Annotated in this window: 22 protein-coding genes; 5 read left to right on the top strand and 17 right to left on the bottom strand. The window is 66.5% G+C overall.

All coding sequences use genetic code 11. The features are described 5' to 3' along the window. The first annotated feature begins 154 nt into the window (after positions 1–154). From HWX36_RS06190 to HWX36_RS06200, 3 genes are read left to right on the top strand one after another with little or no spacing between them, the layout of a single operon-like run. Positions 155–832 carry a CsgG/HfaB family protein gene (locus HWX36_RS06190; protein ID WP_175951328.1) on the top strand — a complete coding sequence of 226 codons (678 nt, stop codon included), beginning with the start codon at positions 155–157 and terminating at the stop codon, positions 830–832. Between the two features lie 57 nt (positions 833–889). Then, on the top strand, positions 890–1,321 hold the full coding sequence (locus HWX36_RS06195; protein ID WP_175951329.1) for a DUF4810 domain-containing protein: 432 nt from the start codon (positions 890–892) through the stop codon (positions 1,319–1,321). Between the two features lie 10 nt (positions 1,322–1,331). Then, complete coding sequence (locus HWX36_RS06200; protein WP_175951330.1) at positions 1,332–2,006, top strand: DUF799 domain-containing protein; 675 nt, start codon at positions 1,332–1,334, stop codon at positions 2,004–2,006. A 101-nt stretch (positions 2,007–2,107) separates the two neighbouring features. Here HWX36_RS06200 and HWX36_RS06205 read toward each other — a convergent pair whose 3' ends face one another. From HWX36_RS06205 to HWX36_RS37025, 11 genes are all read right to left on the bottom strand, one after another. Further along, positions 2,108–3,409 carry an FAD-binding oxidoreductase gene (locus HWX36_RS06205; protein ID WP_175951331.1) on the bottom strand — a complete coding sequence of 434 codons (1,302 nt, stop codon included), beginning with the start codon at positions 3,407–3,409 and terminating at the stop codon, positions 2,108–2,110. Positions 3,410–3,434: 25 nt separating this feature from the next. Continuing rightward, complete coding sequence (locus HWX36_RS06210) at positions 3,435–4,739, bottom strand: FAD-binding oxidoreductase (protein WP_175951332.1); 1,305 nt, start codon at positions 4,737–4,739, stop codon at positions 3,435–3,437. 111 nt (positions 4,740–4,850) lie between these two features. Continuing rightward, on the bottom strand, positions 4,851–6,452 hold the full coding sequence (locus HWX36_RS06215; RefSeq protein ID WP_175951333.1) for a DUF3138 family protein: 1,602 nt from the start codon (positions 6,450–6,452) through the stop codon (positions 4,851–4,853). Between the two features lie 115 nt (positions 6,453–6,567). Next, a complete protein-coding gene (locus HWX36_RS06220) occupies positions 6,568–7,407 on the bottom strand; it encodes an ABC transporter permease subunit (protein WP_175951334.1) in 840 nt (279 codons plus the stop codon). Beyond that, a complete protein-coding gene (locus HWX36_RS06225) occupies positions 7,404–8,390 on the bottom strand; it encodes an ABC transporter permease subunit (RefSeq protein WP_175951497.1) in 987 nt (328 codons plus the stop codon). Before HWX36_RS06225 ends, HWX36_RS06220 begins: the two co-directional genes overlap by 4 nt. A 10-nt stretch (positions 8,391–8,400) precedes the next feature. Then, positions 8,401–9,555 (bottom strand): polyamine ABC transporter ATP-binding protein, encoded by a 1,155-nt coding sequence (gene potA / locus HWX36_RS06230; RefSeq protein ID WP_175951335.1) that lies wholly within the window; start codon positions 9,553–9,555, stop codon positions 8,401–8,403. A gap of 187 nt (positions 9,556–9,742) precedes the next feature. Beyond that, a complete protein-coding gene (locus HWX36_RS06235) occupies positions 9,743–10,858 on the bottom strand; it encodes a polyamine ABC transporter substrate-binding protein (protein WP_175951336.1) in 1,116 nt (371 codons plus the stop codon). A 61-nt stretch (positions 10,859–10,919) separates the two neighbouring features. Then, positions 10,920–12,362: an aspartate aminotransferase family protein gene (locus HWX36_RS06240; RefSeq protein ID WP_175951337.1), complete on the bottom strand. Its 1,443-nt coding sequence runs from the start codon at positions 12,360–12,362 to the stop codon at positions 10,920–10,922. Between the two features lie 37 nt (positions 12,363–12,399). Next, entirely contained in the window at positions 12,400–13,737 is a 1,338-nt protein-coding gene (locus HWX36_RS06245) for a glutamine synthetase family protein (RefSeq protein ID WP_175951338.1), read from the bottom strand. Between the two features lie 29 nt (positions 13,738–13,766). Next, entirely contained in the window at positions 13,767–14,555 is a 789-nt protein-coding gene (locus tag HWX36_RS06250; RefSeq protein ID WP_175951339.1) for a gamma-glutamyl-gamma-aminobutyrate hydrolase family protein, read from the bottom strand. 283 nt (positions 14,556–14,838) lie between these two features. Further along, positions 14,839–15,024 (bottom strand): hypothetical protein, encoded by a 186-nt coding sequence (locus HWX36_RS37025; RefSeq protein ID WP_039355339.1) that lies wholly within the window; start codon positions 15,022–15,024, stop codon positions 14,839–14,841. Positions 15,025–15,479: 455 nt separating this feature from the next. Between HWX36_RS37025 and HWX36_RS06255 the strand changes: the two genes are divergently transcribed. Next, positions 15,480–16,031 (top strand): cupin domain-containing protein, encoded by a 552-nt coding sequence (locus HWX36_RS06255; RefSeq protein ID WP_175951340.1) that lies wholly within the window; start codon positions 15,480–15,482, stop codon positions 16,029–16,031. A gap of 97 nt (positions 16,032–16,128) precedes the next feature. Further along, positions 16,129–17,619: an aldehyde dehydrogenase gene (locus HWX36_RS06260; protein ID WP_175951341.1), complete on the top strand. Its 1,491-nt coding sequence runs from the start codon at positions 16,129–16,131 to the stop codon at positions 17,617–17,619. A gap of 64 nt (positions 17,620–17,683) precedes the next feature. On the opposite strand, the gene HWX36_RS06265 is transcribed toward HWX36_RS06260, so the two are convergent. From HWX36_RS06265 to glmS, 6 genes are all read right to left on the bottom strand, one after another. Next, the gene (locus HWX36_RS06265) at positions 17,684–17,884 is read right to left on the bottom strand and encodes a heavy-metal-associated domain-containing protein (protein ID WP_113194742.1); all 201 of its coding nucleotides are present in this window, start codon (positions 17,882–17,884) and stop codon (positions 17,684–17,686) included. Positions 17,885–18,052: 168 nt separating this feature from the next. After that, on the bottom strand, positions 18,053–18,271 hold the full coding sequence (locus tag HWX36_RS06270) for a hypothetical protein (protein ID WP_175951342.1): 219 nt from the start codon (positions 18,269–18,271) through the stop codon (positions 18,053–18,055). Continuing rightward, entirely contained in the window at positions 18,271–18,738 is a 468-nt protein-coding gene (locus HWX36_RS06275; protein ID WP_175951343.1) for a hypothetical protein, read from the bottom strand. Before HWX36_RS06275 ends, HWX36_RS06270 begins: the two co-directional genes overlap by 1 nt. Before the next feature lie 67 nt (positions 18,739–18,805). Continuing rightward, positions 18,806–19,126 (bottom strand): DNA-binding transcriptional regulator, encoded by a 321-nt coding sequence (locus HWX36_RS06280; protein ID WP_175951344.1) that lies wholly within the window; start codon positions 19,124–19,126, stop codon positions 18,806–18,808. Further along, positions 19,119–19,484: a type II toxin-antitoxin system RelE/ParE family toxin gene (locus HWX36_RS06285; RefSeq protein WP_175951345.1), complete on the bottom strand. Its 366-nt coding sequence runs from the start codon at positions 19,482–19,484 to the stop codon at positions 19,119–19,121. The genes HWX36_RS06280 and HWX36_RS06285 overlap by 8 nt, the downstream gene beginning before the upstream one ends. 130 nt (positions 19,485–19,614) lie before the next feature. Further along, positions 19,615–21,432 carry a glutamine--fructose-6-phosphate transaminase (isomerizing) gene (gene glmS / locus HWX36_RS06290; protein ID WP_175951346.1) on the bottom strand — a complete coding sequence of 606 codons (1,818 nt, stop codon included), beginning with the start codon at positions 21,430–21,432 and terminating at the stop codon, positions 19,615–19,617. Positions 21,433–21,463: the final 31 nt, after the last annotated feature.

The raw sequence follows: 21,463 nt of genomic DNA on the forward strand, positions 1-21,463 counted from the left end.
CTGTCACCTGACACGATCGCCAGCCCGGCGATGAATGCGCGCGCGTCGCACCGATGCGCGCATCCCCGTTCGCACCGTAGCCGTTTCGACCGCCGGATCGTCCGCGAGCCGGCGCGCCCGCTCAGGGCCATCTTTCCATGCAAGGAGACCAGCAGTGAACATTCAGACACGACGCACCGTTCTCGTGGCGGCAGCGGTCGTCGCAGCGCTGTCCGGCTGCGCGACCGAATCATCGCGCACGCTCGACGTGCCGCCCGTCAGCAGCGCGCAGAAGCCGTATGCGGGCAAGCCTGTCGCGATCGCCGTCGGCAAGTTCGACAACCGCTCGAGCTACATGCGCGGCATCTTCTCGGACGGCATCGACCGCCTGGGCGGGCAGGCGAAGACGATCCTCGTCACGCGCCTGCAGCAGAGCCGGCGCTTCAACGTGCTCGATCGCGAGAATCTCGACGAGATCAAGCAGGAAGCCGGCTTCATGAAGAAGGCGCAGGCCGTGAAGGGCGCGAACTACGTGGTGACGGGCGACGTGACCGAGTTCGGCCGCAAGGACGTCGGCGATCACCAGCTGTTCGGCATTCTCGGCCGCGGCAAGACGCAGGTCGCATACGCGAAGGTCAACCTGAACATCGTCGACACGACGACGTCGGAAGTCATCGCATCGAGCCAGGGCGCGGGCGAATTCAGCCTGTCGAACCGCGAGGTGATCGGTTTCGGCGGCACGGCCGGCTACGACTCGACGCTGAACGGCAAGGTGCTGGACCTCGCGATCCAGGAAGCCGTGAACCATCTCGTCGACCAGGTCGACGCCGGTGCGCTGAAGGCGGCGCAGTAACGGGCGCGTGCAGTACGGCCCGAACTCATCATCACATCAACCAGAAGAGACAAGACCATGAAACGGGGAATCTGGCTGCCGGCGACGGCGGCCGTCATGCTGTTCGCGGGCTGCGCGGCGCCGACCACGCCGCCGCTGTATCAATGGACCGGCTATCAGCCGCAGGTGTACGAATACTTCAAGGGGCAGAAGTCGCCGCAGGAGCAGATCGACGCACTCGAAAAGGCGCTGCAGGAGATTCGCGCGAAGGGCCATACGCCGCCGCCGGGGTTCCATGCGCATCTCGGGATGCTGTATGCGAGCGTCGGCAACATGCAGCAGGCGGGACAGGAGCTGCAGGCCGAGAAGCAACTGTTCCCGGAATCCGCGCCGTACATGGATTTCCTGCTGAAGAACAAGGCCGGTGACTCCAAAGCTGCGAATCCGACGGCCGCCGGCCAGACGGTCGCCGCCCGGAAGAACGCCGATTCGAACCCCGCCAAACAGTGACGCGCCCGCCATGTTCAAGACACTTTCATTCAAGCTGTTGTCCGTGCTGTCGATTGCCGCACTGTTGAGCGCGTGCGCGCAACCGGTGAAGCGCCCCGATTACACGGCGTTCAAGAAGAGCCAGCCGCGCTCGATTCTCGTGCTGCCGCCCGTGAACGAGACCACCGACGTCGGCGCGACCTACGGCGTGCTGTCGCAAATGACGCAGCCGCTTGCGGAGTCGGGCTATTACGTCGTGCCGGTCGCGGTGATGGACGAGACGTTCAAGCAGAACGGCCTGACGAATGCGACCGATATCCAGAGCACGTCGCCCGCGAAGCTGCGCGAAATCTTCGGCGCGGACGCCGCGCTGTATTCGAAGGTCACGCAGTATGGCTCCGTCTATCAGCTGGTCGACAGTACGACGATCGTCTCCGCATCGGCGAAGCTCGTCGACCTGAAGACCGGCGACGTCCTGTGGCAAGGCGACGGTCGCGCGACCGGCAAGGAAGTCGGCAACAACATGAGCGTCAATGCGTTCGGGGTCGTCGGGGCGCTGGTGCAGGCGGCCGTCAAGCAGGTCGCGCATTCGCTGACCGATGAAGCGCATGACGTGGCCGGGCTGACAAGCAGCCGGTTGTTGTCGGCCGGGCCGCCGAACGGGTTGCTGTACGGGCCCCGCTCACCGAAGTACGGCACCGACTGATACGCGGCCGACGCGTCGAAGTCCAGCCATCGGCTCGAACAGCCGCGCAAATGCGCGGCTGTTTTGCATTTGCGCATCGACGTATCGACGTGTCGTCATGCTCAATGCACGCCGAACGCGTCGAGGAGCCGGTACCAGCTCATCGCGAGCACGAGCGCCGGCGTGCGCAATGCCTCGCCGCCCGGGAAGTCGCGATGGCGGATCTTGTCGAACAGGTCGAAGCGGCTCGCCTGTCCGTCGATCGCCTCGGCGATCAGCTTGCCGGCGAGCGCGGTCGTGTTCACGCCGTGCCCCGAGAACCCCTGCGCGAAATACGTCGTCGGCGCGATGCGGCCGAAGTGCGGCGCGCGATTCATCGTGATGTCGACGAAGCCGCCCCATGCGTAGTCGACCTTCACGTCCGCGAGCTGCGGGAACGTCTTCAGCATGTCCGCGCGCATCGCCGCCGCGAGATCGCGCGGCTCCCGCGTCGAATAGCTGACCTTGCCGCCCCACACGAGCCGCGTGTCGGGCGCCGGCCGGAAATAGTCGAGCACGAAGCGGCTGTCGCAGATCGCCGCGCGTGCGGGCATCAGCGCGGCGGCGCGCGCGTCGCCGAGCGGCTCGGTCGCGATCACATACGTGCCGACCGGCATGATCTTCTTCGACAGCGCGGGCGCAAGCGCGCCGACGAAGGTATTGCAGGCGAGCACGACGAAGCGGGCGCGCACGTTGCCGCCGCTCGTCTCGACGACATGGCCGCCCGCGACGTCGCGCACGCGCGTCACGCAGCTGTCCTCGTGAATGCGCACGCCCGCCTCGACCGCCGCGCGGGCGAGGCCGAGCGTGTAGTTGAGCGGATGGAGGTGGCCGCTGTCCGGGTCGTACAGGCCGCCGCAATAGCGCTCGGACTGCACGTAGTCGCCGAGTTCGTCGGCTTCGACGAAGCGGAAGCGGTCGTAGCCGAAGCGCTTCGCGGCTTCGTCGCGCCAGCGTTTCAGCGCGTCGGCATCGCGTTCGGTGTTCGCGGCGGTCAGGTAGCCGGGCACCAGCGCGCAGTCGATGTGGTGCCGTGCGATGCGCGACTTCACGAGCGACAGCGTTTCGAGCCCCATGTCCCAGATCCGCTTCACGTCGGCTTCCGGCATGAATTGCCCGAACGTGTCGATGTCGCATGCAAACCCGCCGATCAACTGGCCGCCGTTGCGGCCGCTCGCCGCCCATCCGACCCGCGACGCTTCGAGCACGGTCACCGAATGGCCGCGCTCGGCGAGGTTGAGCGCGGCGGACAGGCCCGTGAGGCCCGCGCCGATCACGCACACGTCGGCATCGATCGTGCCGGCGAGCGGCGCGTGGCGGGTCGTATCGTTGGCGGTCGCCGCGTAGTAGGACGCGACGTGCGGCTGGTTGGCGAATGTCTGCATGATCAGGAGAACGGAGAAAGTGGGCTCAGAACAGCTCGCGCACGCGGTGGTACAGCATCCCGAGTTCGAGCGCGGGTTGCCGCCATGCGGCGCCGCCGGGGAAGCGCCGGTGACGGATGCGCGCGAACAGGTCGAACGCGCGCGTGTCGCCCGCGATCGCGCCGGCGACCGCGCGTCCGGCGATACCGGTGAGCGCGACGCCGTGGCCGCTGAAGCCCTGGACGTAGAAGACGTTCGGGTCGAGGGCGCCGAAATCCGGCGCGCGATTGCGTGTGACGTCGACGAAGCCGCCCCACGCGTGGTCGACGCGCACGTCGCCGAGCTGCGGAAACACGCCGACCATGCGCCGCCGGATCGTTTCGGCGAGCGTGGCGGGCGATGCACCGGCCGAATTCGCGCGGCCGCCGAACAGCATCCGGTGGTCGGCCGACAGCCGGAAATAGTCGAGGAAGAAGTTGTTGTCGCACACGGCTTCGCGCCGCGCGATCAGCGCATCGGCGCGCGCCTGGCCGAGCGGTTCGGTCGCGATGATGGTCGACGCGACCGGCGCGATGCGCGCGGCCGTCGCGGCCGGCAGCACACCGCCGGGGCCCGCGTTGCAGCACGACACGACGAAGCGGCAGCGCACCTCGCCCGACGGCGTGCGCACGACGGGCCGCGCGCCGCGCACGATGTCGAGCGCGGGCGTATGCGCATGCAGCGCGACGCCTTCGCGCCGGGCGGCGTCGGCGAGGCCGAGGCAGTACTTGAGCGGATGCAGGTGGCCCGACAGCGGATCGTAGACCCCTGCGAGATAGCGGGTCGACGCGATGCGCGCGCGGATTTCGCCGGTGTCGAGCCATGACAGCGACGGATGGCCCCAGCGCCGGGTCGCGGCGTCCATCCAGGCGTGCAGGTCGTCGACGCGGCGCGGCTTCGTCGCGACCGTCAGGTAGCCGCGCGTGAAATCGCAGTCGATCCCGTAGCGCGCGATCCGCTCGGCGATCAGTGCGACACCGTCGAGCGACAGCGACCACGCGGCACGCGCGCCGTCGGCGCCGAGCTGCCGCTCGATCTCCTCGTCCTTCGCGAAGCCGGTGATCGCCTGGCCGCCATTGCGGCCCGATGCGCCCCAGCCGGGCCGGTGCGCGTCGATCACCGCGACGGACAGCCCGCGAGCGCGGCAGTCGAGCGCGGTCGACAGGCCCGCGAAGCCGGCGCCGATCACGCAGACGTCGACGTCGATCGTGGCGTCGAGCCCGGGATCGTCATCCACGGGGCGCACGGCCGTCGCTTCGTAGTACGAGTCGCGCGCGAGCGCATCGGCGCGGCGGCTGAAAGACTGCGTCATGAATCCGACTCCCTCGTTGCAGCCGGCGGCGGCGCGTCGCGCACCGTCATCCGGCCGGTCAAAACGGCGCGGGACGCCATGCGTGCGGCACGGCGTCCCGCGTGCGCTGCGTCAGAACGAATAGATGAACTGCGTCGCGAGCAGGTCGTTGGACTTGCCGTACGACCCGTCGTTGCGCAGGAACACCCGATTGTTCGCCCAGTCGTGGCGGTATTCGACCTTCACGGTGATCTGCTGGGTCGGATAGAACAGCAGGTCGAGCGCGACGTCCTGACGGATCGCGCCCTTGCAGTCGAAGCCGAGGCCGCCGTTCGCCTGCGACGTCGCGACGCAGTTCGCGTCCACGCCGAAGCCGTTGTTCGGATCCATCCCGTTGCCGTTCAGCGCGATGCCGCCGCCGCCGCCGCCGTTCTTGCTGTTCACGAGCGCATCGTAGCGCAGCGTCACGCCCATGCGGCCGACCACCGGCGCGTTGAACTTGCGGTGCGCGAGCAGCGACAGGCCGTACCACTGCGCGAGGCCGCCGTTGAATGCCGCGTGCTGCTGCTGGCCGTAGTCGACTTCGGCGTTGTACTGGATGTCGGCGAGCGTGTAGGTCGCATCGGCTTCCGCGAAGAAGAACGTGCCGTAGCCGCTCGGCGACGCGCCGCCCGGACCGTAATGCACGACGCCGTTCTTGTCGATCGCGCTGGAGAGCGTCTGCCGCCCGATGTTGAACGATCCGCCGATGTCGAGCGCGCTCGACCACGTGTAGTCGGCGCGCGCGGTGAAGGTCGGCACCTTGTTGCTGGTCGTGATCGGATCGCCGAGCGCATTGGTGCCCGTCTGCGTGACCGAACCGTACGTGCGGTACTGCTCGTTGCCGACGAAGAACTTCCACGCCCAGTTGCCCTTCGTGTAGTTCGCTCCGGCGCCGACATAGCTGCCCGGGTCGGAGAAGTCGTACAGCAGGTTGTGCGTGAGCGTGAGCATCTGGTTCGACTGCTGCACCTCGTAGCCGCCGAAGCTCGGGATCAGGCCGGCGACCAGCGTCGTCTCGGCGGTGATCGGCACGTTGACGACCGCGGTGTTCAGCAGGTTGTCGGTGATCGAGCCGCGCGAGTTCTGCAGCAGCGTGATGCCGTTGCCGCGGTTCGGCATCAGCGTGATTTCCGCCGACGGCGCCATCGGGCCGACGCCGAACGTCTTCTTGATGTCGAGGTACAGGTCGCCGAACGTGCTGTTGAAGTAGTTGTACGCGTTCTCGTGGTTCGCGAACAGGAACGACGACGTGCCGGCCGCCCGGTTGTAGATGTAGGTCGGGTCGATGTAGCCCGTCACAGAGAGGCCGGCGAGCGGGCCCGTATTGGCCGCGTCCGTCAGCGAGTCGACCTTCAGCTGCTGGTTCGCGATCTGCTGCTTCATCTCGCCGACCTCGTCGTTGGTCAGCGTGGCCTGCGCCTTGCCGTAGTCCGGCGAGCTCGGATCGACGGCCACGGCGACCGGCGCCGCACCGGCGCCGGCCCCCGCCTTCGTGCCGGCCCCCGCCTTCGTGCCGGCCTGGAGGGGCGCGGCGCCGCCCTTCGCCGACAGCTGCGCCTGCATCGCCTTCATCTGTTTCTGCAACGCCGCGACCTGCGCCTGCAGCGCCTTGATCTCGGCGGATGTGGAACCGGCCAGCGCGATGCCCGGCAACGCGCCGGCCACCAGCAGGCAGATCAGTTTCTTCTTCATTGCGGATTCTCCTTGTCGTGGGCCTGTCAAATCGGGATCGAATCGCGCGCCCCCCCTGGGGCAACGCATCGTGCTTGTCTGCAGTGCTTGTTATCCTTGAAGCAGGCGGGGGGCGTCACGCCACCGCGAACGCGGCTTTCATGTCGGCGATGCGGCGCCGTTCGCGCGCGATCATCATCCGGTTCACCACGATCACGCCGATCGTCACCGCCGTGATGAACAGCGTCGCCAGTGCGTTCATCTCCGGGTTCAGCCCCAGCCGCACGCGCGAGAACACCACCAGCGGCAGCGTCGTCGAGCCCGGCCCCGACAGGAACGCCGACAGCACGAGGTCGTCGATCGACAGCGTGAACGACAGCAGCCAGCCGGACAGCAGCGCCTGCGAGATCAGCGGCAGCGTCACCACGAAGAACACCTTCAGCGGCGTCGCACCCAGATCCAGCGCCGCCTCTTCCAGCGACTTGTTCATCTCCTTCACGCGCGACTGCACGATGATCGCCACGTACGACACGCACAGCATCACGTGACCGATCCAGATCGTCACCATCCCGCGCCCCTTCGGCCAGCCGAACATCTGCTCCAGCGCAACGAACAGCAACAGCAGCGAGATGCCCTGGATCACCTCCGGAATCACCAGCGGCGCGTTGATCATCCCCGTATACAGCGTGAAGCCCCTGAAGCGGCCGAAGCGCGCGAGCACGAAGCCCGCCCACGTGCCGATCACGACCGACGCGGTGGCCGTCAGCAGGCCGATCTTCAGCGACAGCCACGCGGCGCTCAGCAGCTCGTCGTCGTCCAGCAGCGCCGCGTACCACTTCAGCGAGAAGCCCGACCACACCGTCACCAGCTTCGACTCGTTGAACGAGTACACGACCAGGCTGATGATCGGGATGTACAGGAACAGGAAGCCGAAGGCGAGGACGCCCGTCGACAGCGGTTTGCTCGGCTTGATCATTTCGCGTCCTCCAGTTCCTTGACCTGGTAGTACTGGAACAGCGCCATCGGCACCAGCAGCAGCATCACCATCGCGACCGTCACCGCGGACGCCATCGGCCAGTCCATGTTGTTGAAGAATTCATCCCACATCACGCGGCCGATCATCAGCGTGTCGGCGCCGCCGAGCAGCTCCGGAATCACGTACTCGCCCACCGCCGGGATGAACACCAGCAGGCTGCCGGCGATGATCCCGTTCTTCGACAGCGGCAGCGTGATGCGCGTGAACGCGACCCACGGTTTCGCGCCGAGGTCGTACGCGGCTTCGAGCAGCGTCAGGTCCATCTTCACCAGGTGCGCGTACAGCGGCATCACCATGAACGGCAGGTACGAATAGACCATCCCGATGTAGACGCCCGCGTCGCTGTGATACAACCGCAGCGGCGTGTGGATGATGCCGAGCGCGATCAGCGTGTGGTTCAGCAGGCCGTCATCCTTCAGGATGCCGATCCATGCGTACACGCGGATCAGGAACGACGTCCAGAACGGCAGCATCACGGCCATCATCAGCACGTTGCGGCGGTTCGGTTCCGAGCGCGCGATGTAGTACGCCATCGGATAGCCGATCAGCAGGCACAGCACCGTCGACACGGCGGCCATCTTCAGCGAGCTGAGGTAGGTCGCGATGTACAGGTCGTCCTGCAGCAGGAACGCGTAGTGCGACAGCTGCAGCGCGAAGTGCACGACGCCGTCCTTGAACTCGACGAGCGACGTGTAGGGCGGAATGCCCATCACCTGGTCGGCGAAGCTGATCTTCAGCACCAGCACGAACGGCAGCGCGAAGAATACGGCGAGCCACAGGAACGGCACGCCGATCGCGACGCTGCGACCCGACGGCAACAAGCGCGACAGCGCGGCGAAGCGGCCCGGGCGGGCGCGGCCGGCGCCGGCGCCCGCGGCGCCTGCAGACACCGGCGCGGAAGGCGTGGAAGCGGAGGTTCTCATCATGGTGTCCTCACTGCGTCAGCACGACGCCGCTGGCCGGCGACCACGACACGAACACGTCGTCGTTCCACGCCGGCGCGCCGTCGTTCATCAGGTGCGAACTCGACAGGTTCGACACCACCGTCTTGCCGCTCGGCAGGCGCACGTGATACAGCGAGTAGCTGCCCATGTACGCGATGTCGGTGACGACGCCGCGCGCCCAGTTGTGTTTCGAGCCCGGCTTCTCGCGCGACACGTGCACGCGTTCCGGGCGCACCGAGATGCCGACCGGCATCCCGAGCGGGCCCGTCACGCCGTGGCTCACGTACATGCGCGCCTCGAGGTCGTCGCTTTCGACGAAGATGTGATCGGGCTCGTCCTCGACCACGCGGCCTTCGAACAGGTTCGTCGAGCCGATGAATTCGGCCGAGAAGCGGCTGTTCGGGTATTCGTAGACTTCGCCCGGCGAGCCGATCTGCACGATCTTGCCTTCGCTCATCACCGCGAGGCGGCTGGCCATCGTCATCGCTTCTTCCTGGTCGTGCGTGACCATCACGCAGGTCACGTCGACCTTCTCGATGATGTTCACGAGTTCGAGCTGGGTCTTCTGGCGAATCTTCTTGTCGAGCGCGGACATCGGCTCGTCGAGCAGCAGCAGCTTCGGGCGCTTGACCAGCGAGCGGGCCAGCGCGACGCGCTGCTGCTGGCCGCCGGAGAGCTGGTGCGGCTTGCGCTTCGCGTACTTGCTCATCTGCACGAGCGCGAGCGCATCGGCCACGCGCTCCTTGATCTCGTTTTTCGGCGTGCCTTCCTGCTTCAGGCCGAACGCGACGTTCGATTCGACCGTCATGTGCGGGAACAGCGCGTACGACTGGAACATCATGTTCACCGGGCGGCGGTACGGCGGCAGCGCGGCGAGATCCTCGCCGTCGACGAAGATCCTGCCGGAGGTGGCCGTCTCGAGCCCGGCGAGCATGCGCAGCAGCGTCGACTTGCCGCAGCCCGAGCTGCCGAGCAGCGCGAACAGTTCGTTTTTCGCGATCGTCAGGTTCACGTTGTCGACGGCCGTGCTGTCGCCGAATTTCTTCACGACGTTTTCGATGCGCACGAAAGCATCGTTTTGCGTACGGGCCGCGGGGGCCGGTTGGGTCTGTCGTGCAGCAGCGGAAGAGGGTATCGATTGCATGGGATTCACCATTCGTTCTTCACGGATTGCAGGCGTGAGCGTCCCCGCGCGAGGCGCGCGATGCGACTCACGGACGACGGCTCGTGCCGGATGGAACAGTGCGCGCGGCGCGCGCGGGCGGACGGAGGTCCGCGGATCTCAGGCGGGCAGGCGTCGAGCGACGCCTGCCCGCCGGAATGCAGGGCGATCAGTGGCCGGTCTTCAATTGGGCCCACAGGCGGTTCTGGAGGCGCAGGATGTCGGCCGGCATCGGCTTCATCAGCACCATCTTCTTCAGCACGTCTTCAGGCGGGTAGACGGTCGGATCCTGCGCGACGGCCGGCATGACGAACTGGCGCGCGGCCTTGTTCGCGGTCGGGTAGAACACCGTGTTGGTGATCGCCGCGTTGACCTTCGGATCGGAAATGTAGTTGATCCACTTCAGCGCGGCCTCGGGGTGCGGTGCATCCTTCGGGATCACCATCACGTCAAACCACAGCAGGCCGCCTTCCTTCGGGTTCGAGAACTTGATGTCGTACGAACGCTTCGCTTCGGCCGAGCGGCGGTGCGCGATGCCGACGTCGCCCGACCAGCCGAGCGCGACGCACACGTCGTTGTTCGCGAGGTCGTTGATGTAGCCGGACGAGTTGAACTGGGTGATGTACGGGCGGACTTTCTTCAGGACTTCGAATGCAGCCTGGTAGTCGCCGGGGTTCTTGCTGTTCGGATCCTTGCCCATGTACTGCAGCGTGGCGGCGAACACGTCGACGGCCTGGTCGAGGAACGACACGCCGCAGCCCTTCAGCTTCTCCATGTTCGCCGGGTCGAATACCAGCGCCCAGCTGTCGACCGGCGCCTTGTCGCCGAGCGCCTTCTTCACCGCCTGCGCGTTGTAGCCGATGCCGTCCGTGCCGTAGGCCCAGGGCACGCCGTACTGGTTGCCCGGATCGGCATCCGAGATCATCTTCATCAGCAGCGGGTCGAGGTTCGCGAGGTTCGGCAGCTTCGACTTGTCGAGCTTCTGGTACACGCCGGCCTGGATCTGCTTGGCCATGTAGTTCGACGTCGGCACGACGATGTCGTAGCCCGAACTGCCGGCAAGCAGCTTCGCCTGAAGCGTGTCGTCGCTGTCGTAGTTGTCGTACTTGACGTGGATGCCCGTCTGCTTCTGGAAGTTCGGGATCGTGTCCGGTGCGATGTAGTCGGACCAGTTGTAGACATTCAGCTCTTCGGCATGCGCCGACGGGCTGGCGACCGACGTGAATGCTGCCGCGGCGGCAAGGGCGGCAACGGAGCAGGCTTGGCGAAGAAAGCAGGCACGCATGGTGGAGTTCCCCTGGTTATGGCGACGTGCGGCGCCCGCCGCACGCCTGTAGGCAAAACCGTTACGAAATACCCAGTTGCTGGGCGGTTGCATCGACTGCTTTTTTCGCCTTCGATACGAGTTCATCGATTTCCGGACGCGAGATCACGAGCGGCGGCGACAGCAGCATCCGGTCGCCGGTCGCACGCATGATCAGGTTGCCGTTGAAGCAGAAGTCGCGGCAGATCGTGCCGACGTCGCCGCCGTTCGCGAAGCGGCGGCGTTCGGCCGGCGCCTCGGCGAGCTGCAGGCTCGCGACGAGGCCGTGGCCGTGCACTTCGCCGACGATCGGGTGACGCGCGAAGGTTTCGCGCATCAGCGCCTGGAAGTACGGGCCCGTGTCGCTCTTCACGCGCTCGACGATCCCTTCGTCGCGCAGCAGCTTCAGGTTCGCGACCGCGACGGCCGCTGCAACCGGGTGGCCCGAGTACGTGAGGCCGTGGTTGAATTCGCCGTTGTCGATGATCGGCCGCGCCACGCGCTCGTGAATGCCGACGGCGCCCATCGGCACGTAGCCCGACGTGAGCCCCTTCGCCATCGTGATCAGATCGGGCTCGAAGCCGAAATGCTGGTGTGCGAACCATTCGCCGGTGCGGCCGAAGCCGCCGATCACTTCGTCGGCCACCAGCAGGATGTCGTACTTGCGGCAGATCCGCTGGATTTCCGGCCAGTACGTCGATGGCGGGAAGATCACGCCGCCCGCGCCCTGGAACGGCTCGCCGATGAACGCCGCGACGTTCTCCGCGCCGAGTTCGAGGATCTTCGCTTCGAGCTGCTGCGCGCGGGCCAGGCCGAACGCTTCCGGCGTTTCACCGGCCGCTGCCTCGCCGAAGAAATACGGCTGGTCGATATGCACGATGTGCTCAACCTTCGACGGCATCTGCTCGTGCATGTAGCCCATCCCGCCGAGCGTGCCGCCGGCGATCGTCGAGCCGTGATAGCCGTTCTTGCGTGAGATCACATATTTCTTCTGCGGCTGGCCCTGCACGCGCCAGTACTGGTGCACGAGGCGCAGCACGGTGTCGTTGCCTTCCGAGCCGCTGTTGCAATAGAAGAAGTGGTTGAAGCCGGCGGGCGTGACTTCCGCGAGCATCGCGGAGAGTTCGATCACCGGCGGGTGCGTGGTCTTGAAGAACGTGTTGTAGAACGGCAGTTCCTGGATCTGGCGATACGCGGCGTCGGCGAGTTCCTTGCGGCCGTAGCCGACGTTCACGCACCAGAGGCCGGCCATCCCGTCGATGATCTTGTTGCCGTCCGAGTCCCACAGGTAGACGCCGTCGGCCTTCACGATCACGCGGCTGCCCGCGCGGTTCAGCGCGCCCATGTCAGAGAACGGGTGAATGTGGTGCGCGGCATCGAGCGCGCGGTACTCGGCGGTCGTGCGCGCCGGCGTCGCGCGGGGCGCTGCGGCCGTGGCGCCCGGCGCGGCCGGCTGGATCCAGGCAGATTCGTTGCGGTATGTCATGTTTCCTCCGTGATTCCGTATTCGGTTGTGTGCACGCTCAGACGTGCAGCAGCAGATGGCGGCGTTCCCACGAGCTGATCACGCGGAAGAACGCTTCGTATTCGGTTTCCTTCAGCGCGAAATACGCCTTCAGGAACTTGTGGCCGAGGATCTCGCCGAGCGGCTCGCAGGCGGCCATCAGCGTCAGCCCTTCCTCGAGGTTGCGCGGCAGCTGGTACGGCAGTTCGTAGCCGTCGCTGACGAGCGGCTCGGTCGGCTCCAGGCGCTGCGTCATGCCGAGATAGCCGGCCGCGAGCGTCGCGGCGAGCGCGAGGTACGGGTTGCAGTCGACGCCCGGAATGCGGTTCTCGATCCGGCGCGCGGACGGGCCCGAGTGCGGGATGCGGAAGCCGACCGTGCGGTTGTCGTAGCCCCACTGCACGTTGATCGGCGCGGCCATGAAGCGCGACAGGCGGCGATACGAGTTGATGTACGGCGCGAAGATCGGCATCAGTGCCGGCGTGTACTTCTGCAGCCCCGCGAGGTAGTTGTAGAACATCGACGTCGCGCCGCCGGTTTCCGGCGACGTGAACAGGTTCTGGCCCGTTTCCTCGTCGACGATGCTCTGGTGCACGTGCATCGCCGAACCCGGCTCGTCTTCCATCGGCTTGGCCATGAACGTCGCGTACATGTTGTGACGCAGCGCGGCCTCGCGCACGGTGCGCTTGAACAGGAACACCTGGTCGGCCAGCGACAGCGCGTCGCCGTGCATGAAGTTGATCTCCATCTGCGCGGCGCCGACCTCATGGATCAGCGTGTCGATGTCGAGGTTCTGTGCTTCGCAGTACTCGTAGATGTCCTCGAACAGCGGATCGAACTCGTTGACGGCCTCGATCGAATACGACTGGCGGCCCGTTTCGGGGCGGCCCGTGCGGCCGACCGGCGGGCGCAGCGGCAGGTCGGGGTCCTTGTTCATGTCGACCAGGTAGAACTCGAGCTCCGGTGCGACGACGGGCTTCCAGCCCTTCGCCTTGTACAGCTCGAGCACGCGGCGCAGCACGTAGCGCGGCGAGATCTCGACCGGCGAGCCGTCGAAGTGCACGCAGTCGTGGATCACCTGAGCGGTCGGGTCGACGGCCCACGGGATCAGGCGGATCGTCGACTCGTCGGGCACGCACACCATGTCGGGGTCGGTCACGCCGGTCAGCGAGCCGTCTTCCGGATATTCGCCGGTGACGGTCTGCACCATCACGGCCTGCGGCAGCCGCATCGATTCGCCGGACGTGAACTTGTTGCGCGGCGTGATCTTGCCGCGCGCGATGCCGGCCATGTCGGGAATGATCGCCTCGACTTCGGTGATCCGGTGTTGCTTCAGAAAACTTTCGATGTCTTGCATGTCTGTTCTCGTTGGTTTGGTCGGCGCGCTCAGGCGAGCGCGGCGGCGGCCATGGCACGCGTGCGGGCAGCGCGGCGGGCGCGGCAGGCATCGCCGAAGGCGCGGAAGATCGCGCTCGACAGCGGGTCCTGCGCATGGCGCCATTCCGGATGCCACTGCACGGCGAGGGCGAAAGCCGGTGCATCGACGACGCTCACGGCTTCGATCAGCCCGTCCGGCGCGACGGCCTCGACGGCGAGGCCGGCGCCGAGCTGGGCGATGCCCTGCTTGTGCAGCGAGTTCACCTGCACGTCGTCGCGGCCGCCGGCGAGCGCGTGCAGCTTGCCGCCGGGCGTCAGGCGCACGACGTGCGCGGGGCCGTATTGCGTGTCCATCGGCGCATCGTCGTCCTCGCGGTGATCGGCGAGGCCCGGCACTTCGTGCACGTGCTGGTGCAGCGTGCCGCCGCAGGCGACGTTCAGCTCCTGGAAGCCGCGGCAGACGGCCAGCACGGGCGCCCCCGCGGCGATCGCCGCGCGCAGCAGCGGCAGCGTGGTCGCGTCGCGGGCCGGGTCGTGCTTCGTGCCCGGTGCGCTCGGTTCGCCGCCGTACAGGTGTGGCTCGACGTTCGAGTAGCTGCCGGTAAACAGCAGGCCGTCGACCGCGTCGAGTACGTCGTCGACCGACTGGCGCTCGCCGAGCGCGGGCAGCACCATGGCGAACGCCTGCGCGCCGTCGACGATCGCGGCGACGTACTTGTCGCCGACCGTGTGCGATGCGTGTGCGCCGATTTGCGTGTGGTCGGCGGTGAGGCCGACGAGGGGTTTCCTTCTATCCATGACGTCAATCAGTTATCCGGAGGGTTGTCGCGTCTTGCTTGCCGGATGGGGCGAAACGCCGGCGTGCAACAGCCCCGCAGCCTTGCGTGAGACGCAGGGCCGCTGGTGAATGGGCGCAACGGGATGGCGTGGCGATCCGCGCTGCGCGCGACGATCAGGCCGTCGTTCGTTTCATTGCGAGACGCGACGCGGCAACGAATGCGCGAACGCGTTCCGTCACCGCACGGACGATGCGGTTGACGAATCAGCAGGCGAAACGAACGACGTAAAGAAGGGAGAGGCGCTACGGCAACAGCGACGCCACTTCGTCCGTATCGACGGCGACGAATGCGCGTGCGGAAACGGCGTTGTGACGCCGAACGGAACGACGGGACAGGATGGTGTAGATCGACAGGTGAAGCAGGCGAGGACTATGCCAGCCGCAACTGCCGTCGTCGGAAGCGGACGACGCGCTGCGCAAACTTCGCACATCGCCTCGATCCCACCTCACCAGAGGGCCACGGACTCTCACGATTACACTCGACTGGGTTGTTGAAAGTATTGAACACCTGACCGTTTCGACGCGCTGGGCGTTTAAAATAATCGAGGCGCCGGTTACGCGTTATTTACATTGATGGGCATCAATTTTTGCGTTGCAATAACGTTTTTTGCTGCCCATGAAAGCGTGATGACGCTAACCTGAGAGCCAGCATATACGAGCCAAAAACGGCGTCAAATGTTTTTTAACGGTGCTGTATCAGGGCTTTCCCGAGCAGTGCGAACAAAAGATTCGCAAACGGAATGATGTGCGAGGTGTTCATTATTTCGAACGCCTTTCAGGGTTTTCCCCGCTGATGCTCGGCATAAAGTGATTAGAATATTCAACGGCTGTCCACCGCGTCGTTTCACTTTGCCATCGCACTTACCGTGTCCGAAACCGAATCGATGTCCACCGAAGTCGCCGAGCGCCTGCGTTTCGTGCGCAACAAGCAAGGCCTGTCGCAGCGCGAACTCGCGAAGCGGGCCGGCGTGACCAATGGCACGATCTCGCTGATCGAACAGGGCCGCGTGAGCCCGTCGGTCGGCTCGCTGAAGAAACTGCTCGAATGCATCCCGATGAGTCTCGCGGAGTTCTTCACGTTCGAGCTCGTCGAATCGCGTTCGGTCGTGTCGCGTCGCGACGAGATGCCGAACCTCGGCAACGACACGCTCGCGTTTCACCTGGTCGGCGCGAGCATGAAGGACCGCAACATGTGCATCCTGCGCGAGGTCTACCAGCCGCGGGCCGACACAGGGCCCGAGATGCTCGTGCACGCAGGGCACGAGGGCGGGGTCGTCGTGTCGGGCCGGCTCGAGCTGACCGTCGACGGCGCGACGTGGCTGCTCGACCCCGGAGACGGCTACTACTTCGAAAGCCGTTTGCCGCACCGTTTTCGCAATCCCAGCGCGGAACAGATCTGCGAGGTCGTCTCGGCCAATTCGCCGGCGACCTTCTGACCTTCCCACCGCGCGTCACTGCATTCGCTGCCGGCCGGCTGCGCGTCATGCGCAGCGGCGCGCCGCATCGCGAATGCCAAAAAACTGAGGCATCCTGATGAACAAGTTGACTTTGGCTGACTGGCAGGACAAGGCGGCGTCGCTCGAGATCGAAGGGCGCGCATTCATCGACGGCGCATCGCGCGACGCGCACGGCGGCAAGACGTTCGACTGCGTGAGCCCGATCGACGGCCGCGTGCTCGCGAAGGTCGCCGATTGCGGCGAAGCCGACGTGAACGCGGCCGTCGCCGCCGCGCGCCGCGCGTTCGACGCGGGCGTGTGGGCCGGGCTGAACCCGCGTGCGCGCAAGGCCGTGCTGCTGCGCTGGGCCGCGCTGATGCGCGAGCATCTCGACGAGCTGTCGCTGCTCGAGACGCTCGACGCCGGCAAGCCGATCGGCGACACGACGACGGTCGACGTGCCGGGCGCCGCGTACTGCGTCGAATGGTTCGCGGAAGCGATCGACAAGGTCGGCGGCGAGGTCGCGCCGGCCGATCATCATCTCGTCGGTCTCGTCACGCGCGAGCCGGTCGGCGTGGTGGCCGCCGTCGTGCCGTGGAACTTCCCGATCCTGATGGCCGCGTGGAAATTCGGGCCGGCGCTCGCGGCCGGCAACAGCGTGGTGCTGAAGCCGTCGGAGAAATCGCCGTTGACCGCGATCCGTGTCGCGCAGCTCGCGTACGAGGCCGGCATTCCGGCCGGCGTGTTCAACGTCGTGCCGGGCGCGGGCGAGCCGGGCAAGCTGCTCGCGCTGCATCGTGACGTCGACTGCATCGCGTTCACGGGCTCGACGGCGGTCGGCAAGCTGATCATGCAATACGCCGCGCAGTCGAACCTGAAGCGCGCGTGGCTCGAACTCGGCGGCAAGTCGCCGAACATCGTGCTGCCCGATTGTCCCGATCTCGACCGCGCGGCGCAGGCCGCCGCCGGCGCGATCTTCTACAACATGGGCGAGATGTGCACGGCGGGTTCGCGGCTGCTCGTGCATCGCGACATCAAGGACGCGTTCATCGAGAAGCTCGTCGCGGCCGCGCGCGCATACGTGCCCGGCAATCCGCTCGATCCGTCGGTGTCGATGGGCGCGATTGTCGACGGCATCCAGCTCGAGCGCGTGCTCGGCTATATCGAGGCCGGGCGCAGCGAAGGCCGGCTCGTCACGGGCGGGGCGCGCGTGAAGGAGGAAACGGGCGGCTTCTACGTGGAGCCGACGGTGTTCGAGGTGAAGCCCGATGCGAGGATCGCGCGTGAGGAGATCTTCGGGCCCGTGCTGTCGGTGATCGTGTTCGACGACGTCGACGAGGCCGTGCGGATCGCGAACGACACCGAATACGGGCTGGCCGCCGCCGTGTGGACATCGAACCTGACGACCGCGCACGACGTGTCGCGCCGGCTGCGTGCGGGCACCGTCTGGGTGAACTGCTACGACGAGGGCGGCGACATGAACTTCCCGTTCGGCGGCTACAAGCAGTCGGGCAACGGCCGCGACAAGTCGCTGCACGCGCTCGAGAAGTACACCGAGCTGAAGTCGACGCTGATCAGGCTGCGCTGACGCGAAATCGGCCGCGGGCGCAGCGCCGTACGGCGGTGTGCCCGCGGGTCGCGGTGCGTGCGCGTTATGCGGCGCGCAGCGCGGGGTGGAAGCCGGCGGCTTCGATGATCGACTGCACGCGCTGCGCGCCTTGTGCCGATTCGACCTTGACGATCTTCGCCGCGACGTCGATGTCGAGCTTCGCGGCGGGATCGGCGGCCGTCACCGCGCGCGTGATGGCGTTGGCACAGCCGCCGCAGGTCATGTCCTGGACTTCGAATTCCATCGTGTTCTCCTGGGTTGACGATTGACAAGCATCGACAGCATGAAGCTTGCCACGGTGGGAAGGTCAAGCGCCGTCATGCGTGCTCGTGCGGTTGCGGGATGAGCGATCAGGCGGCGGGCGGGCCGCCTGCCGCCGTGCGAACGGGTGAGAAGGGGCGGCCGAGGGCGGTCAGCGGTGGCTGTCGATCCAGGCGCGAGCCCATTCGAGCCCCGCTTCGCGCGCGTCGTCCTCGGTGTCGAACACGCCGAGTACGCCGGATGCCTCGACCAGCTTGTTGTTCTGCGTGATCGTGCCGCTTGCCGCGAAGCGCTCGGGCTGCAGGATTTCGTCCTGCTGCAGGATCGCGTGGCCCCAGATCTGGTAGCCGTGGTAGCTTTGCGCTTCCATTATCGAGTCACCTCCGCGGAGCGGCCGCGCGTGCCGACCTGCAGCACGTTGCCGTCCGGCGTGTATTGACGCGGGATGTTGGAGTCATTCAGGGCGTGCTGCGCATCGGGCGCAGCCGGCTGCATCACCGTCAGGCGTCCCGGTGCGGGCTGCGCGACGGGGCGCGGAGCGGCCGGCGTCTCGGCCGCGGTCGCGGGCGAACGATGCGAACCGGCTTTCACGGCCTGCGCGACGCGGCGCTTGTGCGGCTTCACCGCGGCTTTGGGCGTGGCATTCGCGTGCTTCTCCGCGCTCTTGACGGCGCGCGCGTCGGCGCCCGTGTGCGCGGCCGGGGTACGGGCTTCCGGCGCGTGGGCCGCCGGCTGCCGCGCCTCGGGCGGGTTCCAGACCTCGACGTAATGCTCGGCGGCCCAGCCCGTCGACGCGAACGTCAGCGCCAGCACACCGCATCCAATCAGTCTTACCATTGTCTCTCCGTCATATTCCTTGCGACCCGCGTTCGGCCGGCCGTGCATGCGCATTCGGGGCAGCGGCTCAGGAGAACACCTCGAGCCCGTGCTTCTCGACGATCTGGAGCATCCGGGCCGCGATGCCGCTCGGCCGCTTGTCGCCCTGTTCCCATTGGCGGATCGTCGACGTCGTCGTGTTCAGGTAGAGCGCGAACACGCTCTGGCTGACGTTGACGGATTTGCGGATGCGGGCGATCGCTTGCGGATCGAACTGCGGGGCGGCTTCGATGCAGAGATTGTCGTATTCGCGCATCGTTTTCTTGTCGATCAGGTTTGCGCGATAGAGGCCCGACGCGGCGCTGTGGATCGCCTCCGTTGCGTCGCTCTTGAATCGACTCTTAGCCATTGCAAATCTCCACCAGCTCTTTCAGTGCGATCAGCGTCGCGATATCGGCGTCGGTGCGGCGCCCGACATCCGCGGCGAGCTTTCTGAAGGCGCGCAGTTCGCGTTCGTCGATGTCGTCCCTGTCGCGTTTTGCGAACAGGAACACGAAAACCCACGCCTGCCCGACCTTGCTCAGCACGATCCCGCGCTGCCGATTCCCGTCCAGGCGCTTTTTCCAGACGTTGCCGCCGAGCTCGACGCCCTGGCCGCGCGCCAGTTCCCGCGCGGCGCGGCAGAGTTCGGCATCGGCGATTCCTGCTTTTCTGGCTGCCTTGTGAAACCACTTCGTCTTGAAGACGCGTCGTACGGAGGCAGGCATGTCGGACCGGTCGAGTTAGCACAGGATTATATACCACTAAGTGGTACATATTTCGACCTGGCCGAATGGCCTGCTGCCCGCCGATACGCGGTCGGGACGGCCCGGCAAGGACCATCCCGGTCGTCCCGCGTTACTCCACCGTCACCGATTTCGCGAGGTTCCGCGGCTTGTCGACGTCGGTGCCGCGCGCGCATGCGGTGTGATACGCGAGCAATTGCAGCGGCACGACGTGCAGGATCGGCGACAGCTGCCCGTAGTGTTCCGGCATCCGGATCACGTGCAGGCCATCGTCGTTGACGATCTGCGTGTCCGCATCGGCGAACACGTACAGTTCGCCGCCGCGCGCACGCACTTCCTGCATGTTCGACTTCAGCTTCTCGAGCAGCGTGTCGTTCGGCGCGACCGTGACGACCGGCATCGCTTCCGTGACGAGGGCGAGCGGCCCGTGCTTCAGTTCGCCGGCCGGATAGGCCTCGGCGTGGATGTACGAGATTTCCTTCAGCTTCAGCGCGCCTTCGAGCGCGATCGGGTAGTGCAGCCCGCGGCCGAGGAACAGCGCATTTTCCTTGCGTGCGAACTCTTCCGACCACGCGATGATCTGCGGCTCCAGCGCGAGCACGCTGTTCAGCGCGGCCGGCAGGTGGCGCAACTGCTTCAGGAATTCCGCTTCCTGAGCGGCATCGACGTGCCCGCGCAGCTTGCCGAGCGTGGCCGCGAGCACGAACAGCGCGACGAGCTGCGTCGTGAACGCCTTCGTCGACGCGACGCCGATCTCGGTGCCCGCGTGCGTCAGGAACTGCATTTCGGTGAGGCGCACCATTGCGCTCGTCGCGACGTTGCAGACGGCCAGCGTGTGCGTGTGGCCGAGCGACTGCGCGTGCTTGAGCGCGGCGAGCGTGTCGGCCGTCTCGCCCGACTGCGAGATCACCAGCACGAGCTGGCGCGGGTTCGGCACCGATTCGCGGTAGCGGTATTCGCTCGCGATCTCGATCTGCGTCGGGATCTTCGCGATCGATTCGAGCCAGTATTTCGCGGTCAGGCCCGAGTAGTAGCTCGTGCCGCACGCGAGGATCAGCAGGCTGTCGATGTCCGCGAAGGCGGCGGGCGCGGCGTCGCCGAACAGCGTCGCGTCGAAGGCTTCGGTTTGCGGCACGGTGTCGCTGATCGCGCGCGGCTGCTCGAAGATTTCCTTCTGCATGAAGTGGCGATACGGCCCGAGTTCGACCGCGCCGCCGTAGGCGCTCACCACGCGGATTTCGCGCTGCACGGCGGCGCCGTGGCGGTCGACGATCTTCACGCCGTCGAGCGACAGCTCGCACACGTCGCCTTCCTCGAGGAACGTGAAGCGGTCGGTGCTGCCCGCGAGCGCGAGCGCGTCGGACGCGAGGAAGTTCTCGCCGTCGCCGTGGCCGACCACGAGCGGCGAACCCTGGCGCGCGCCGACGACGGTGTGCGGCTGGTCCTTGTGGATCACGGCGATCGCATACGCGCCGTGCAGCTGCCCCACCGCTTCGCGCACCGCGTCGAACAGGTTGCCGCGATACAGGCTGTGCACGAGGTGGGCGATCACTTCGGTGTCGGTCTGCGACACGAATTCGTAGCCCTTCGCGCGCAGCGATTCGCGCAGCGATTCGAAGTTCTCGATGATGCCGTTGTGGACGAGCGCCAGCGCGTTCGACGAGAAGATCGGGTGCGCATTGTGCGTGACGGGCGCCCCGTGCGTCGCCCAGCGGGTATGCGCGACGCCGGTGGTGCCTTCGAGGTGCGATTCGCGCACCTGCGCGTCGAGATCGGCGACGCGCGCGACGCTGCGCGCGCGCTTCGGTGCGCCCGGCTCGAGCACGGCGACGCCGCACGAGTCGTAGCCACGGTATTCGAGGCGCCGCAATCCTTCGATCAGCACCGGAACGATATTACGTTGCGCAACTGCGCCGACAATGCCGCACATGAAATCTACCTTCTATATGGAAGCGGGCGCC

The sequence above is a fragment of the Burkholderia sp. BCC0405 genome, assembly GCF_902833075.1.
GTDB lineage: Bacteria > Pseudomonadota > Gammaproteobacteria > Burkholderiales > Burkholderiaceae > Burkholderia.